This window comes from Flavobacterium aerium (genome assembly GCF_030766725.1).
In the GTDB taxonomy this organism is placed as follows: Bacteria; Bacteroidota; Bacteroidia; order Flavobacteriales; family Flavobacteriaceae; genus Flavobacterium; species Flavobacterium aerium.
On the sequence record NZ_JARQWR010000002.1, the window covers coordinates 328,531 to 342,590 of the forward strand.

At 30.3% G+C, this 14,060-nt stretch carries 18 protein-coding genes; 6 read left to right on the top strand and 12 right to left on the bottom strand.

The window, feature by feature from the left end; genetic code table 11:
* The first annotated feature begins 65 nt into the window (after positions 1–65).
* Positions 66–1,010, top strand: coding sequence for a DUF6624 domain-containing protein (locus P6733_RS04040; RefSeq protein WP_306350322.1), 945 nt, complete (start codon positions 66–68; stop codon positions 1,008–1,010).
* Here the strand turns inward: P6733_RS04040 and gwsS are convergent.
* The 4 genes from gwsS to P6733_RS04060 are packed head-to-tail and all read right to left on the bottom strand — an operon-like array spanning position 1,003 to position 3,428.
* Positions 1,003–2,001 carry a grasp-with-spasm system SPASM domain peptide maturase gene (gwsS, locus tag P6733_RS04045; protein ID WP_306350323.1) on the bottom strand — a complete coding sequence of 333 codons (999 nt, stop codon included), beginning with the start codon at positions 1,999–2,001 and terminating at the stop codon, positions 1,003–1,005. The two genes, P6733_RS04040 and gwsS, sit on opposite strands and share 8 nt — an antisense overlap.
* On the bottom strand, positions 1,998–2,210 hold the full coding sequence (locus P6733_RS04050) for a hypothetical protein (protein ID WP_306350324.1): 213 nt from the start codon (positions 2,208–2,210) through the stop codon (positions 1,998–2,000). Before P6733_RS04050 ends, gwsS begins: the two co-directional genes overlap by 4 nt.
* Positions 2,197–3,183: a grasp-with-spasm system ATP-grasp peptide maturase gene (gene gwsG / locus P6733_RS04055; protein WP_306350325.1), complete on the bottom strand. Its 987-nt coding sequence runs from the start codon at positions 3,181–3,183 to the stop codon at positions 2,197–2,199. The genes P6733_RS04050 and gwsG overlap by 14 nt, the downstream gene beginning before the upstream one ends.
* Before the next feature lie 53 nt (positions 3,184–3,236).
* Entirely contained in the window at positions 3,237–3,428 is a 192-nt protein-coding gene (locus P6733_RS04060; RefSeq protein WP_306350326.1) for a hypothetical protein, read from the bottom strand.
* Positions 3,429–3,713: 285 nt separating this feature from the next.
* Here P6733_RS04060 and P6733_RS04065 point away from each other — a divergent pair, with 285 nt between their 5' ends.
* Complete coding sequence (locus P6733_RS04065; protein ID WP_306350327.1) at positions 3,714–4,937, top strand: multidrug effflux MFS transporter; 1,224 nt, start codon at positions 3,714–3,716, stop codon at positions 4,935–4,937.
* A 6-nt stretch (positions 4,938–4,943) separates the two neighbouring features.
* Here the strand turns inward: P6733_RS04065 and P6733_RS04070 are convergent, their stop codons facing one another.
* The 4 genes from P6733_RS04070 to P6733_RS04085 form a co-directional block, all read right to left on the bottom strand.
* Positions 4,944–5,318 carry a hypothetical protein gene (locus P6733_RS04070; protein ID WP_306350328.1) on the bottom strand — a complete coding sequence of 125 codons (375 nt, stop codon included), beginning with the start codon at positions 5,316–5,318 and terminating at the stop codon, positions 4,944–4,946.
* Between the two features lie 189 nt (positions 5,319–5,507).
* Complete coding sequence (locus tag P6733_RS04075) at positions 5,508–5,786, bottom strand: hypothetical protein (protein ID WP_306350329.1); 279 nt, start codon at positions 5,784–5,786, stop codon at positions 5,508–5,510.
* 51 nt (positions 5,787–5,837) lie between these two features.
* Positions 5,838–6,290, bottom strand: coding sequence for a GNAT family N-acetyltransferase (locus P6733_RS04080; protein WP_306350330.1), 453 nt, complete (start codon positions 6,288–6,290; stop codon positions 5,838–5,840).
* 25 nt (positions 6,291–6,315) lie between these two features.
* On the bottom strand, positions 6,316–6,675 hold the full coding sequence (locus tag P6733_RS04085) for a GNAT family N-acetyltransferase (RefSeq protein ID WP_306350331.1): 360 nt from the start codon (positions 6,673–6,675) through the stop codon (positions 6,316–6,318).
* A 206-nt stretch (positions 6,676–6,881) separates the two neighbouring features.
* Between P6733_RS04085 and P6733_RS04090 the strand changes: the two genes are divergently transcribed.
* From P6733_RS04090 to P6733_RS04100, 3 genes are all read left to right on the top strand, one after another.
* The gene (locus tag P6733_RS04090; protein ID WP_306350332.1) at positions 6,882–7,979 is read left to right on the top strand and encodes a sensor histidine kinase; all 1,098 of its coding nucleotides are present in this window, start codon (positions 6,882–6,884) and stop codon (positions 7,977–7,979) included.
* A gap of 9 nt (positions 7,980–7,988) precedes the next feature.
* The gene (locus tag P6733_RS04095) at positions 7,989–8,747 is read left to right on the top strand and encodes a LytR/AlgR family response regulator transcription factor (protein WP_306350333.1); all 759 of its coding nucleotides are present in this window, start codon (positions 7,989–7,991) and stop codon (positions 8,745–8,747) included.
* A gap of 132 nt (positions 8,748–8,879) precedes the next feature.
* Entirely contained in the window at positions 8,880–10,214 is a 1,335-nt protein-coding gene (locus P6733_RS04100; protein WP_306350334.1) for an MATE family efflux transporter, read from the top strand.
* Positions 10,215–10,309: 95 nt separating this feature from the next.
* On the opposite strand, the gene P6733_RS04105 is transcribed toward P6733_RS04100, so the two are convergent.
* Together P6733_RS04105 and P6733_RS04110 are read right to left on the bottom strand one after the other, a co-directional pair.
* Positions 10,310–10,606, bottom strand: a complete 297-nt coding sequence (locus P6733_RS04105) for a chaperone modulator CbpM (protein WP_306350335.1) — start codon at positions 10,604–10,606, stop codon at positions 10,310–10,312.
* A gap of 17 nt (positions 10,607–10,623) precedes the next feature.
* On the bottom strand, positions 10,624–11,526 hold the full coding sequence (locus P6733_RS04110) for a J domain-containing protein (RefSeq protein WP_306350336.1): 903 nt from the start codon (positions 11,524–11,526) through the stop codon (positions 10,624–10,626).
* A 308-nt stretch (positions 11,527–11,834) separates the two neighbouring features.
* On the opposite strand from P6733_RS04110, the gene P6733_RS04115 reads away from it, so the two are divergent.
* The gene (locus tag P6733_RS04115) at positions 11,835–12,455 is read left to right on the top strand and encodes a hypothetical protein (protein WP_306350337.1); all 621 of its coding nucleotides are present in this window, start codon (positions 11,835–11,837) and stop codon (positions 12,453–12,455) included.
* Positions 12,456–12,555: 100 nt separating this feature from the next.
* Here P6733_RS04115 and P6733_RS04120 read toward each other — a convergent pair whose 3' ends face one another.
* Both P6733_RS04120 and P6733_RS04125 read right to left on the bottom strand, forming a co-directional pair.
* On the bottom strand, positions 12,556–13,161 hold the full coding sequence (locus tag P6733_RS04120) for an NAD(P)H-dependent oxidoreductase (RefSeq protein ID WP_306350338.1): 606 nt from the start codon (positions 13,159–13,161) through the stop codon (positions 12,556–12,558).
* 76 nt (positions 13,162–13,237) lie between these two features.
* Positions 13,238–14,050 (bottom strand): helix-turn-helix domain-containing protein, encoded by an 813-nt coding sequence (locus P6733_RS04125; protein ID WP_306350339.1) that lies wholly within the window; start codon positions 14,048–14,050, stop codon positions 13,238–13,240.
* Positions 14,051–14,060: the final 10 nt, after the last annotated feature.

Below are 14,060 nucleotides of genomic sequence, written 5' to 3' on the forward strand. Positions count from 1 at the left end.
TTCTTCTTATATTGAGTTTTTAATTAAAGCTCATTATTATGGTTTATTTTAGGTTTACAATTATTATGATTTCAGTTTTGTTTTTATCTTGCAAAACAAATTTTGATGATGCTCTAAAGTCAAAAAATATTGAATTGCTGAAGCAAGAAGTAGAAAACGACCTCGCTGTAGGTTGTTATATTCAAGCTCTTAAAACTTCATTAATTATAAATAAAGAAGACTCTTTAAACCAAAAAAACTTATATAGACTTGCTTCATTATATGCAATGAAAAATAATAAAGATTCTAGTTTTTATTATTTAGATAAAGCTATTGTAAGCGATTCTACACCCATGGCATTATGTAATCCAGATTATATTAATCTTCTCAATGATACTAGATGGGATCAATTAAAAAGAAATCAAATTGAAAAGATCAAAAAGAAATTTAAAGGATTTAAAAATGTTGAAATGACAACGAAATTATGGGAAATGTATATAAAAGACCAGGCCTATTATTCCTTAACAGAAATTCAAAATCAAAAATGTCGAACGATATATATGAAAGATTCTTTATGGAATATTAAGCATAAATTAAACTTAGAAAACGTAGCTGATTTAGAAAAAATGATCAGGGTTAATGGATGGCCCAAAAAGTCTGATGTAGGTAAATTTGCATCCAGTGCGGCATTTTTAATAATTCAGCATGCAGATCTTGAACCACAGAAAAAATACCTTCCATTACTTGAAGAAGCTGTTTTAAATGAAGAAGCAAGTCCACAAGCTGTAGCATTATTATCCGACAGAATTAAGATGTATGAAAATAAAATGCAAAAATATGGCTCACAAATTCGAATAGATGAAAAATCAGGGAAGCATTATGTATTTGCTGTAGAAGATCCAGCCAAAATTAATGAGCGAAGATTATCAGTTGGTTTAGACTCTATTGAAAAATATGCAAAACGCTGGAATATAATATGGAATCTAGAAGATCAGATTCTTATTAATAAACAGTTTATGGAGGTTAATTAGATATGCTATTTTCCCATAGATTTGTATAGGGATTAAAAGAGCATGTTTCTTTTTTTTTATATTTACCATTATTCTCAATAATATCAGAATCATCGAAACAGATGTATCGATATTGGCAATCCTTACAGACTTCAATATGATCATTATTAATTTTCCATTTTTCAGTAAAATTATTTTTTGAGATTACTTTTGTTATACTCACTTGATTAATATTTCCAAAGACAGTATCATGTGAAATATGGTTTTTTATATTACCGAAGGAATCAATACAAACTTTTTTATTTAAGGCGGTGTTGTATTTTTGTGCTTCGGTAAAAAACTTCATATTCAAGACAAATAATTCAGATGAGTATTTTGTTGTTGATAGATCATACATGGTGTCCGTTGAGAAGAATAATCGTTCATTTATATTAGATATACCTATACTTGATAGCGCTGTAATTGAGATTCTTAAGTCAAAATCAACAAGTTCTATTAGTTCATATTCACTATAATAATCAGAATTTTTTATGATGATTTCGAATGATTTTAATCTACTCGATTTAATACAATTTAATGTGGTTTTTAAATAATTAATCTCAATTTTATTATTTATTCTTAATTCTATTATTTGGCAACCTAGGGATAATAATTCTCCTAAAACATCTTTCAAATTAAAATTAGTAGTGTTATCTAGATTTATAATTGATGAATAAACATGGAAAGGTAATTCAAATTTTAAATTAATTTTAGGAAACGCCTTTGGTGTATCTGTATAAAATCCAATTTCTTCCTTTACTAGATAATTGAAGTATTTATCTATGCCTAAATCATATTCTGAATTGAATATTTTTTTTACTGCATTTACTTTATTATCATAAAGATTTACATTTAAAATCTCATATAATAAATTTGGTATTGGAATAACTTGATGTCTTTGTAAATCTATGATTAAGCTTTCTTTTATTCCCTTTACTAGAATACAATCTGTATATAATAAAAAATAATTCATTGATCTTTAAGTTTTATTTTTTGTGAATGAATAAAAAGAGAATTTCGGCTTGCAGGCTTATACTCATCTCTAATAAAATGAGTGCCATAATATTCCATACTAGATGTTATATAAAGCATATTTTTTTGATCTTTTTTTTCCAATTCAAAATAATGATATGAGAAAGGAGTATTACTATCTTCTTTGAACTTTATTTTATTTTCTGTCATTAGTTAAATAGTTTGTTATTTCTTTTTCTAAATAAAAATTACAAGATTCTGAGATAAATCCAAATTGACCTACAGGATTTACTTCTAAAAAGATATACTCATCATTGTGTGATTTTAATAAATCGATAGAACCAGTATTAAGATTTAGTATTTTCATTAGTCTAATAATTTTTTGAATAATATCAGAGGGTAAATTGTATGGAACAATTCTATTTGGAACTGTTTTATCGTAGTTTCTAAAATCAATTTTCGTTTTTGTATTTAGTTGGCTAAATATGCAAGAGCAAAATATTTTATCATTAAGATAAAACACTCTTAATTCATATTTTTTTTCAATGTATTCTTGGAATAATGATGTAGCAAATTTTTTTGGACTTTGATTAATATTTTGTATTAATACAGTTTTATTGGATATCCAATGACCCTCATTAGGTGGGTCAAACCGAAATGATTCGGACAATGCCTTAGTGATAATTTTATTATTATTCTGGATATAAAACCTTCTTAATTCTTTATAATCATTTGTAATAATGGTATTAGGTATTTTTAATCCAACATTTTTTGCAATTGATAAAACAATTGGTTTGTTAAGCTGAATAGTTTCATAAGAACCTAAAGTTCTATATTTTAAAAGTGAATTTATTATTAAATTTTTTAAAATTGTATAGTGATTTTTTAGATTGGATTCTAGTTTTTTAAACGGAATTAATCCATTTGTCGGGATAATTTCAAACATGTCATTTATACCTTTGTAAGGTCTTCTGAACCAAATTGATTTAATTTGATTAGAATTTTCAATAGAATGATCAAAAATATTATCTCCAATTTTATAAGAATAACTTTTATCTAATAATGACTGTTTGTAGTATGATTTAGCTTCATTATATCTTATGTATTTTGTATTATTAAATATTAACCAATCAATAACTTGATTAGTAGATAAATCGGTTGTTTCGGAAAAGATTATAACCATAAAAATGAAAATTAACCAAGAAATATTCAATTTGAATATTTCTTGGTTATAAATTAATGTTGGATGTCAGAAAAAAAATAAGGTGGACAGTCAGTACACTCATCAGGTGTCGAATAATCATCACTTCCTACAGATGTTTGTGTACAATGCCATTGCATTGAAGGGGCAGTTCTCCCTCCTTTTACCAATGATAAATCAATTTTTTTCCCTTTGGCTTTAAAAGCTTCTAATAATGAGTCTTTCATAGTTTTAAATTAAATGATTAAAAACTAAATATAACAATAATAAATCATTTAATTGCTATTTTTGTTGAATTATTATTAAAAAAACACAATATAAAGTGTATTTTTATGTATTTAATGCATTTTTTAGATGCATAAAATAAAAGATTAAAACTAAGATGTTAAGCTATTAAATAGCATCTATTAAGTTTTCATAAAGAATCTGATTTTAAGATTTATGCACGGGAAATAATTACCTATCTTTGCGCTCTTTTTTAAGTATGCCCTTTGGGTACAATTCTATACAAAATGACACAGCAAAGATATTGGACGTTAATTCTTATTTTAGGTTTATTAACGGCTTTAGGACCTTTCTCTATTGATATGTATTTACCTGGTTTTTCTGCTATTGCAGAGGATTTAGGAACCACTACAGAACAAGTTTCATTATCACTATCCAGTTACTTTATTGGAATATCGGCTGGTCAATTATTATATGGCCCATTATTGGATCGTTTCGGAAGAAAAAAACCATTATATATTGGTTTATTAGTCTATATCTTAGCTTCTTTAGGTTGTATTGCTGTAAGGGAAATTGAAAGCTTAATTTTTCTACGTTTTATTCAAGCAGTAGGGAGTTGTGCTGCTTCTGTTGCAGCTGTAGCAATGGTACGTGATTTATTTCCTGTGAAAGACAGTCCTAAAATATTTGCTTTATTAATGTTGGTATTAGGTCTTTCTCCTATGTTAGCGCCTACTGTAGGTGGTTATCTTATTTCGGATTTAGGTTGGCAATCTGTATTTATGGTATTAGCTTGTATGGGACTTTTATTATTACTGGCTTCTAGATTTGGATTGCCTAATGGATACCAACCAGACACTACAATTTCATTAAAACCAAAACCTATTATCACGAACTTTATAACGGTACTTAAGGAGCCGCAATTTTTTACCTATGCTTTTACGGGAGCAATGGCTTTTGCAGGATTATTTTCCTATGTAGCGGCATCGCCAATTGTATTTATGGAAATCTTTGATTTAAGTAAAAAAGAATACGGTTGGGTTTTTGCTTTCCTATCAGTTGGATTGATTGGATCAAGCCAGATTAATAGTTTATTATTAAAACGATTTACGAGTGAGCAAATGGTCTATGCAGCCTTAATTTCACAATTTACTGTGAGTGCTGTATTTCTAATTGGTGCGATAAATGGTTGGTTTGGATTATTTGGAACTATTGCAATGATATTTTTATTTGCGTGTAGTTTAGGATATTCTAATCCTAATTGTGCAGGATTGGCTTTGGCTCCATTTGCAAAAAATGCTGGAAGTGCTTCTGCATTAATGGGAGCTACACAAATGGCTTTAGGAGCATTAGCTTCGGTAATCATTAGTTTGTTTAAAACGCCTTCTACAGTACCTATGGTTGCAGTTATGGCTGGTTCATCGCTGATTGCTTTATTAATTCTAGTCATTGGAAGACGTTATATTAAAACACCAATAGAAACGTCAGATTCAACGGTAATAACCCATTAATCATTGTTAAACTAAATCATTTATTCTCATTTCTAGTAATGTAATTTGTTCTTTAACAGAATAGATTACTGCTGGATCATTCCCCCACATATCTAAAAATCCCCAATCATCATTAGGCGGATTAACCATATGTGTCAATATCGTAATGGCTTTGTTTAATAATGGTTTTAACACCTCAAGGTGTTCCGATGGCCAAACATAAACAATACCGAGAGTTTGTAACAGATAGCTTGCTGCTCGGATGGAATCATATTTTTCTTCTGTTGGATCAAAATCTTCTATTTCACTAATTAGAATAGTAAAATCTTTAATTTTCCAAAATTTGTGAAACCAATCTGCAGCTTCATCATTTCCCCATGGTTGTCGACTCCAATCTCCCATATTTATTATTTCTTTTATTTTTTAAAAATACCCTATTAATTTGTAAGTTTTATTCCAATAATAAATTAATCTAGAATTAAATCATAGATAGATTTAGATGGAAATAAAGTAATAATTTATTATTCTTTAAACTGAAAAAGGGTTTAGTTTTTCAATAAACTAAACCCTTTTTACTTTGAGTTACTTACATTATAATTCACTTTCTAAGTGTATCCCTTTCTCGTTAATCCGACAAACCCATTTTGAAATTGGGAACACGCCCGAATTATTTTTCTCTACTACTCCACTGGCTACAAGGTTATTTACCATGTCATCTTCGGTATTATCTTGGTAGATGTTGATTGGTTTTCCTTCATAGAGTAGAATTGAATTCCCCTCGGCATCCAGTTTTGTGTCTTCTTGTGATAACAGAACGATATCCATATCGATCAGTTCATTAAAATCTACATATATTCTAGTACTGTTCATATTATATTCTTTAGATGCTTTTATTGTGAAAAGGTTTCCTCTAAATTTTAATTATTTTACACTAATTCCATAAATACGGGATTCTTCATCCCAAGGATGGTATCCTTGAGCAATGTAATGGAAACCATGTTTTTCATAATAACCTACATGGTCTGTTCCTAAGTATAGGTTTTCAAATCCTCCTTTTAAAGTATCTTCTTTAGCTTTATCAATTAATAATGAAGCATACGAATTTCCTCTGTGATTTTCGTCAATATACAAGGCACAAATCCAAGGATATAGGTCTCCTCTACTGATGAAATCATTTGTTATAAGCCCTGCACAGCCAATAATCTCATTGTCTTTTTCTAATAAATACCATTGTGGTAAAGGCATTAAGGATGTGATGCTATGGGTAATGCAATCTTCATACATAATAGCAGATACTTCAGGCCAGCTATCCTGAAAGTATTTGATTGTGATATCTTTATATTCTGGGTTTTCTCTTACGGATATAATTTTCATGGTGTATCGTTTTATAGTGTTATAATTATAATACCCAACAGGTATTATCGGTACATAAATAGAGGTATTCAAAACCTGCTTTTAACGTATACTCTTTTGCTTTGCTTAATAAAACGGAATCGAGTGGATTCACGATTGTATTATCCCCTTTCCATGGATAAAAATCGGTTTCATTCGTAAAATCACTTGCAATTAGCCCTGCACAACCTAGTATACTTCCTTCATGTTCTACCAAATACCAAAGAGACAATGGATCTGAACTTTTTATACAGTGATCGAGGCAATCTTCATACACTACAGGAAGTGTATCTGACCAACTGTTTTGAAGGTATTGAATAACGTCTTTTTTATATTCTGGATATTCTCTTACGGATATAATTTTCATGACATTCAATTTATTTGAGAGCAAAATTCTATAATTTGTGCCCTATTTCAATAAATTATATTACCGAAACATCTATATTGGCGACTGAAATTTCAGTATGATGTTTTTTAATAATAGATATTTGCACTATTATTTTCAGTTGTTTTTGGGAAGATTTTTTTTGTATAAAACGACTATTTTTACAAATACAGAATTCATACTATTTTATGATCCGCAAGACAAAAGACAATTTCAATAATTATTTTAGAGCTATAACGATTCCTTTGTCGTTCATTAGCTTTTACTTATTATTGTTTTTGGTCAATCCTTATAGTTCTTGGTGGAAAAATTATTTTAATAATGGTTTTTCTCTACCAATAATGGAATGGATGCTCGTACTTTCATTTTGTTTTATTGTTACAGAATCAAGTTTAATTACAGCGCATTGGTTGGATCGAAAAATTCCTTGGTTGAATCATGCTATAAAACGTTTTTTCGTTCAGATATTCATTCAAATTATTGTTGTTGTTCTATTACTACAATTATTGATTTATTTATTTGATCGGATTTATCCAACAAATGATTTGCATGCAAAATCCCAATTGCAAAAAATTGAGGATTGGCAGTTTATTTTTGTGAGCTTATTTTTATCCGTTTTAGTCAGTATATTTCATATTGTAAATTATCTGATTACAAAATGGAAAAATTCTGTTCTAGAAGCAGCAGAATTTGAGATTAATGCGATTTCTCAAAAAGAAATTGCGATGCAATCGGAATTGGAATCGTTGCGTTTGCAATTGGATCCTCATTTTATGTTTAATAATTTCAGTACACTTTCGGAATTGATTACTAAAAATCAATCGAAAGCCAATTTGTTTTTGGATAATTTATCCCGCGTTTATCGGTACATGATTATGAATCTGAAAAAGAATGTAGTGCCTATTGAAGAAGAAATTAAATTTGTCCAAGCTTATATTTATCTCCTTCAGATACGATATGGTAATAATATAAATATTACAATTAATATTCCGAAGAAGAATTTTAATAAGGGTATCTTCCCTATTACTTTGCAATTACTCATTGAAAATGCGATTAAGCACAATATTGCAACGAATTCGAATCCATTGCATATTCGTATTTATATGAGTGATGATGATCATATTATTGTGGCTAATAATCTTCAAAAGATGAAAGTTAGCGCTCATACTTCTAAAATAGGTTTGGAAAACATTAAAAGTCGCTATCGAATATTATCTGAAAAAGCACCACAAATTATTGTTACTGGAACGCAGTTTATTGTTCAACTTCCCGTATTAAATATGTAATTTTATTATATGAAAGTTTTAATCATAGAAGATGAAGAGCATAATGCAAATCGTCTACAGAAAATTATAAAAGGAATCCGTAAAGAAGTTGATATAATCGGGGTATTACCTACGATTACTGAAAGTATAGCCTTCCTGAAAACAAACAGAACGATTGATTTAATTTTGATGGATATTCGTCTTTCTGATGGATTATCTTTTGAAATATTTTCTGAAGTTGAGATTAAAACGCCTATCATTTTTACTACGGCTTATGATGAATATATGCTGGATGCTTTTAAAGTAAACAGTTTAGATTATTTACTAAAACCCATTGAACCTACCGAATTAAGTGATGCGCTGGATAAGTTAGACCGGGTGAAAACCTACTATAAATCAGAAGAAGCCATTCTGAATATGTTGGACTTTTTTAAAGGGCAAAACAAACAATATCGCAGTCGCTTTTTAATTCCGTTTCGGGACGGTTATAAAACGGTTCAGGTAACAGACGTAGATTTTATTTATTCAGAATTTAAAATCACACATGTTGTTATTGCCAATGGAGCTACCGATGTGATTAGTCAAACCCTGGAAGAACTGGAAGATCAATTGGATCCTGCAATTTTCTTTCGGGCAAATAGGCAGTATATCGTAAGCTTAGGAAGCATTCACAGTATCACGAATGCTATTAATGGTAAACTAAAAATTATCCTTAAAAAAAGACCAAAAGATTATATTTTGATTAGCAAAGTGAAGGCTAGTTTCTTTAAGAAATGGTTGGATCAGTAAGATATAGATGCTCAAATCCATATAATTTCAGTAGTTAATTTGGTTGCTTCGGTTATATAATATATTGTAGAATGCTCGAGAATATGGACTTTTGCCGAGCATTTATTAAAATCATTTTACATAACATTTAGTATGAAAACGGAAGCTAAAAAAACAATTCGTTTGGCATTCCCTATCATTGTTGGAGAATTAGCCCAAATGGCCCTCCATTTGATCGATTCAGCCATGGTAGGCGCGATAAGCTATAAACAATTAGCGGCATCAGCATTAGTATTTAACACCTTACATATTCCCTTTGTTTTTGGAATAGGTATTACCATATCGGTATCCCAGATGGTCTCGATGGCACATGGCCAGCGTGATGGGCAAAGGGTATCTCATTTTTTCTTTAATGGATTTTTCCTTTGTGCTTTAATTGCAGTTATCATATCGGGAGCTTTATTCTTTGGAAGTGATATTCTATTTCATTTAGGACAAGATCCTGAGGTAGCTACATTAGCTGTTCCATTTATGAAAATGATGGCCATTTCGATTGTTCCAATGTTATTTTTTATGACTTTAAAACAATTTACGGATGGATTAGAATTTACAAAAATAGCCATGATATTATCCTTAGTGGGATTGCCCGTAAATGTATTTTTAAATTGGCTTTTGATTTATGGGAATTTAGGTTTTCCTCGTCTAGAGCTTATGGGTGCAGGATTAGGAACTTTGATTACTAGAAGTTTATTATTTATTACACTAGGAATTATCATTTTTAGACATGGTTATTTCAAACGTTATATTGCAGTACGCAAAAAACAATGGAAGATTAAATTAAACACAATTAAAGAATTACTTCATATTGGTATTCCAAGTAGTTTTCAATTAGGAATGGAAGCTGGAGCATTTGCTGTATCAGGAATTTTAGTAGGTACAATTGGTGCTATTGAACAAGCTGCTCATTCTATTGCAATTAGCTGTGTTGCTTTTATGTTTATGTTCTCAATGGGATTAGAGCAGGCCGGTTCTATCCGTGTGAGTAATGCCTTTGGGCGTTCAAAATGGGATAAAATAGCTGTGATTGGAAAAAGTACCTTATTGATTGCTTTGGCTTATGGTGTTTTGTGTGCCTTAATATTGATTTTATTTAATAAATCGTTGCCTTTGCTTTTTAATAGTAATGTAGAAGTGGTGAAAGTAGCGGGTACATTACTCTTTTTGGCGGCAATTTTTCAGATTTCAGATAGTACACAAGCTACTGCAGCAGGTTTATTACGTGGTATAAAAGATGTAAAAATTCCAACTTACCTTATTGCGATTGCTTTCTGGGTAATTGGTTTACCTGTAGGATATGTACTAGCGTTTAATTTCAAAATGGGACCAGCAGGAATATGGATTGGATTTATTGTGGGATTAACATCAATGTCGGTATTCTTAACTTCTCGTTTCTTTCGAATGGTCAATAGAAATATTGTAAAAAAATAAGATAATTTATTTAATGATAAAAGGTCTATCACTCTGAGTACAATCAGGTGATAGACCTTTTTATTTTAATTGAATCGTTATAGACGGGTAAACTTTTATTCCTTTATGGTATGGAAGTTTAGTTGGTTTTTCAGAGTATTAATTTCTTCTTGCATGCTTATTACTTTTTGTACAAGATGCTGGATTGCATCTATGCCTTCAATATTGATATTAAGATCATAATGCAGGTGTGCATAACGTTCTAGCATTACAAATTGTTCCGTGTGTACTGATTTTTCGCCATTAATTATTGTAAGTTCAATTAACCCTGCATCTTCTAATAAAATAATAAAAGAAGGATCAATATTATAATGTACGCTGTACGTTTTGATAGTGATATATTCTACTGACATGGAATCTTCTTTTTAAGTTATGATTTTGCTAATTCTTGAAACAATTCTTTCTGTTTATCGGATAAGTTCGTTGGAATTTTAATGGTATAGGTAATGAATAAATCTCCAAATTTCCCTTCTTGTTTATAAACAGGAAGCCCTTTATTTTTTAAGCGAACTTTTGTCCCATTTTGCGTTTCTGGTAACACTTTTAGTTTTACTTTACCATCAAGAGTATCGACCATGATTTCACCGCCTAATACAGCAGTGTATAGATCTAATGTAACGGCGAGATGTAAATCATTCTCCAAACGCTTGAAAACAGGATCTTCAGTAACAACAAAGGTGATGTATAAATCTCCATTAGGTCCATTGTTGACACCAGGGCCACCATGTCCTTTTAATTTAATGACTTGCCCGTTTGCAATACCCGCAGGAACAGTAATCCGAATATTTTTTCCGTTAACAGCTAAGGTATGTTGGTGCGTCTTAACAATGTCATGTAAGGTAACCTGTAGTTCAGCCTGATAATCTTGTCCACGGTATTTTACATTACCTCCACTACTCGCTCTACGGGATTCTCCGCCAAACATAGAACCAAAGAAATCTGAAAAATCTTCTCCTTCATAATTTCCTGAAGCATATCCAGAAAAAGGATTGGATTGGGAACGTTGTTGACTTGATTGTGATTGGCGTGCAGATTCAAACTGATCGGCATGCTCCCAGTTTTCACCATAAGCATCATATTTTTTTCGTTTCTCAGGATCACTTAGGACTTCATTTGCCTCATTGATTTGTTGAAATTTTTTATTTGCTTCTGTATCATTGGGATTCAGATCAGGATGATATTTTCGAGCCAATTTTCTATAGGCCTTTTTTATATCAGCTTCTGTTACTTTTTTATCAATTTCAAGAACTTTATAATAATCTATAAATGCCATAATAATTTGTATCAGATTATAAATTTAACAAAATTAGCCTTGAAATCATAGCAGTCTCGTTTTAATTTTTTCTTTATTTTCTGAAAATTGTTTTACTTAATAAAATAAGTGTTTTTGGTTTATATGTTTATTATATTAACTTATTTTAATATTATTTTTTATAATTTATTCATATTGATTAATAATTTAATAAAATAATTATTATCTTTATAGAACTGAAAAAGACAAATTATGTCTTTATAAGGAATGCTGAAGCATTTGAATACATTCTTAAAATAATAGTAGTATTAATCTAAATAATAGTTCTTATGAGAAACAATTTTTTGAAATGTCTTTTAGTCGTAGCCCTATTCACAAGTTTTACTTTTTGCAATAAACAAGAGGCTAATAAAAATGGATTGAGCTCAAATACTAAATTAGATTCCGCTAGTGGTGATAAGAAATCAACAATTATTCCAGCATTTAAAGTATATGTAAATCCACCTATTGGAGTATTTGCAGCTCATAAAAAAGTAAAAATAAAATTAAAAGGTACTTCAGATATTGCAATTTCTACGACTTATAATGGAAATGGCGGATATGAATTCAATAGTAAGCCATTGGAAATTAATTGGGTGGCTGGTACTGGTTATCAATATAAAAAAGGAAACAAATTCTACAATATTGATGAGATAAATTTTAGCAGTGGTGGACCAGAGGATATATTATATTTTAATTCCGATGCTATTACATATTTACCACAAAAAGATAAAAGCCCTGAATTATTAGTAGTTAATCCAGTTTGGAAAGACACGAGAGAATATAAAAGAATAAAAGATGAAAATGGTGTGGGTGGATTAGGTTGCCTTCCTTCTGGAGAGTGTACTTATATTGCTGCATCAAATGATGGTAACGATATTAATCTAAGTTTTGAAAAGGCCAAAGAATAAATAGATTAGTTAAGTATGAATATAAGTTTTGATTAAAGGTGAGAAATGGTCTTATCAGTCTATGAGACCATTTCTTTTGGTTTTTCCCGTTTGTTTTGTCTCACTTGATTTTACCTACTAATGCAGTAGAGGCATTCATATAAGTTTCTTTTATTTCATCTGCCCAAACTTCAATTATTTCTTTTGAAGCTTTATCCGCTTTCTCAAAAAAGAGATGTTTTTTTATATCAAATCCACAATAAGTAAATATTCCACGATCGGAAGTTAATTGTAAAGCTGTATCCATTCCTATGGATTTGTATTCTTCATGTGATTTACCCTGTGTATTAAGAATAAAAGCTTGCTTTCCAGTGAGTAATCCTTTTTGGATTCCTTGATCATATCGATACGCAAAGCCATACGTCATAACACGATCTATATATCCTTTCATTATAGCTGGAAGTCCAGTCCACCAAATCGGATAAATGAAAGTAATAGAATTAGCCCAACGAATATATTCTTGTTCCTTAGCGACATCATGACCTACTTCTCCCCTATATTGTCCTTTTATATCTTCCAAAGAAAGTACAGGATTAAAACCTAACTGATATAAGTCACGGACTACAACAACATGACCTTGTACTTTTAAGGTGCTTAAGACTGTTTCTTTAATGAAATGATTAATACTTTCTGTATTCGGATGTGCGTAAATAATAAGATGGTTCATAACGTTTACTTTTAATTTGTTTCAGCAAAGTTAAATCTTGCCTTTTGGATAGAATTGTAAGAAAACGAAATGACAATTACGGTAATTTAGTTACACAGAGTTGTTCTTGTAATTTTAAATACTGATTAGGGGAAAGTTGAAGGTAATGATTAAAGTCGTGGATTAAATGACTTTGATCATAGTAATTACAAGTAGTAACAATGTCCAACCAATCTATCTCTTGATTTGTTTTTTGAAGTGTAGTGATAAGATCAATTACTTTTTTAAAGCGCTGGTATCGGGCATGTTCTTTGGCAGTGTACCCAAAGTACTTTTTGTGATTCAACTGAACTGTGCGCTCACTATAGCCCTTTTCTGCTGCAATACTTTTTATAGAACTAATGTTGTTTTCTTGTTGATTCATCAATGGAATAGATCCAGGTGTACGATCACGTAGATAAGGTTCACAAAAATCCAAAATACAATCTATTTTTTCTGTCAAAGTACCCATCTTCTTAATTTGAATACATAAATCAGTAAAACAAGTATCATTAATAAGTTGATCGGGATCTTTAATGAATTCGGTATAGGAGGCTAGTGAATGTCCAAAGAAACGATAAAAAGCATCCCACTTAAAATTGATCACTAATAATATTGAACCAGGTTGCAATTGGTAGGAAAGTGTCTGTCTAATAGGTCCTAGTATAAGGTATTTATCGACTGCAAGGACTTCAGTTTCATTTATTGACAAGTTGATATTATTTCCCAAACTAAAGGCTATAATGGCTTGTAAATCGGGGACTAATTTCTTGTCTAAGGTTTGGTCAGTATTGTTTTCAGTATAATAGATATGGGAAAAAACATCTTCAAATTTTTTCGGTACAGAAATATGTTTTTCTAAAATTCCCATAGCATATTAA

Excerpts from the sequence above, each read along its gene's own strand:
- P6733_RS04040 (WP_306350322.1), top strand. The coding sequence starts at position 66 with ATGATTTCAGTTTTGTTTTTATCTTGCAAAACAAATTTTGATGATGCT.
- gwsS (WP_306350323.1), bottom strand. The coding sequence starts at position 2,001 with ATGAATTATTTTTTATTATATACAGATTGTATTCTAGTAAAGGGAATA.
- P6733_RS04050 (WP_306350324.1), bottom strand. The coding sequence starts at position 2,210 with ATGACAGAAAATAAAATAAAGTTCAAAGAAGATAGTAATACTCCTTTC.
- gwsG (WP_306350325.1), bottom strand. The coding sequence starts at position 3,183 with ATGGTTATAATCTTTTCCGAAACAACCGATTTATCTACTAATCAAGTT.
- P6733_RS04060 (WP_306350326.1), bottom strand. The coding sequence starts at position 3,428 with ATGAAAGACTCATTATTAGAAGCTTTTAAAGCCAAAGGGAAAAAAATT.
- P6733_RS04065 (WP_306350327.1), top strand. The coding sequence starts at position 3,714 with ATGACACAGCAAAGATATTGGACGTTAATTCTTATTTTAGGTTTATTA.
- P6733_RS04070 (WP_306350328.1), bottom strand. The coding sequence starts at position 5,318 with ATGGGAGATTGGAGTCGACAACCATGGGGAAATGATGAAGCTGCAGAT.
- P6733_RS04075 (WP_306350329.1), bottom strand. The coding sequence starts at position 5,786 with ATGAACAGTACTAGAATATATGTAGATTTTAATGAACTGATCGATATG.
- P6733_RS04080 (WP_306350330.1), bottom strand. The coding sequence starts at position 6,290 with ATGAAAATTATATCCGTAAGAGAAAACCCAGAATATAAAGATATCACA.
- P6733_RS04085 (WP_306350331.1), bottom strand. The coding sequence starts at position 6,675 with ATGAAAATTATATCCGTAAGAGAATATCCAGAATATAAAAAAGACGTT.
- P6733_RS04090 (WP_306350332.1), top strand. The coding sequence starts at position 6,882 with ATGATCCGCAAGACAAAAGACAATTTCAATAATTATTTTAGAGCTATA.
- P6733_RS04095 (WP_306350333.1), top strand. The coding sequence starts at position 7,989 with ATGAAAGTTTTAATCATAGAAGATGAAGAGCATAATGCAAATCGTCTA.
- P6733_RS04100 (WP_306350334.1), top strand. The coding sequence starts at position 8,880 with ATGAAAACGGAAGCTAAAAAAACAATTCGTTTGGCATTCCCTATCATT.
- P6733_RS04105 (WP_306350335.1), bottom strand. The coding sequence starts at position 10,606 with ATGTCAGTAGAATATATCACTATCAAAACGTACAGCGTACATTATAAT.
- P6733_RS04110 (WP_306350336.1), bottom strand. The coding sequence starts at position 11,526 with ATGGCATTTATAGATTATTATAAAGTTCTTGAAATTGATAAAAAAGTA.
- P6733_RS04115 (WP_306350337.1), top strand. The coding sequence starts at position 11,835 with ATGAGAAACAATTTTTTGAAATGTCTTTTAGTCGTAGCCCTATTCACA.
- P6733_RS04120 (WP_306350338.1), bottom strand. The coding sequence starts at position 13,161 with ATGAACCATCTTATTATTTACGCACATCCGAATACAGAAAGTATTAAT.
- P6733_RS04125 (WP_306350339.1), bottom strand. The coding sequence starts at position 14,050 with ATGGGAATTTTAGAAAAACATATTTCTGTACCGAAAAAATTTGAAGAT.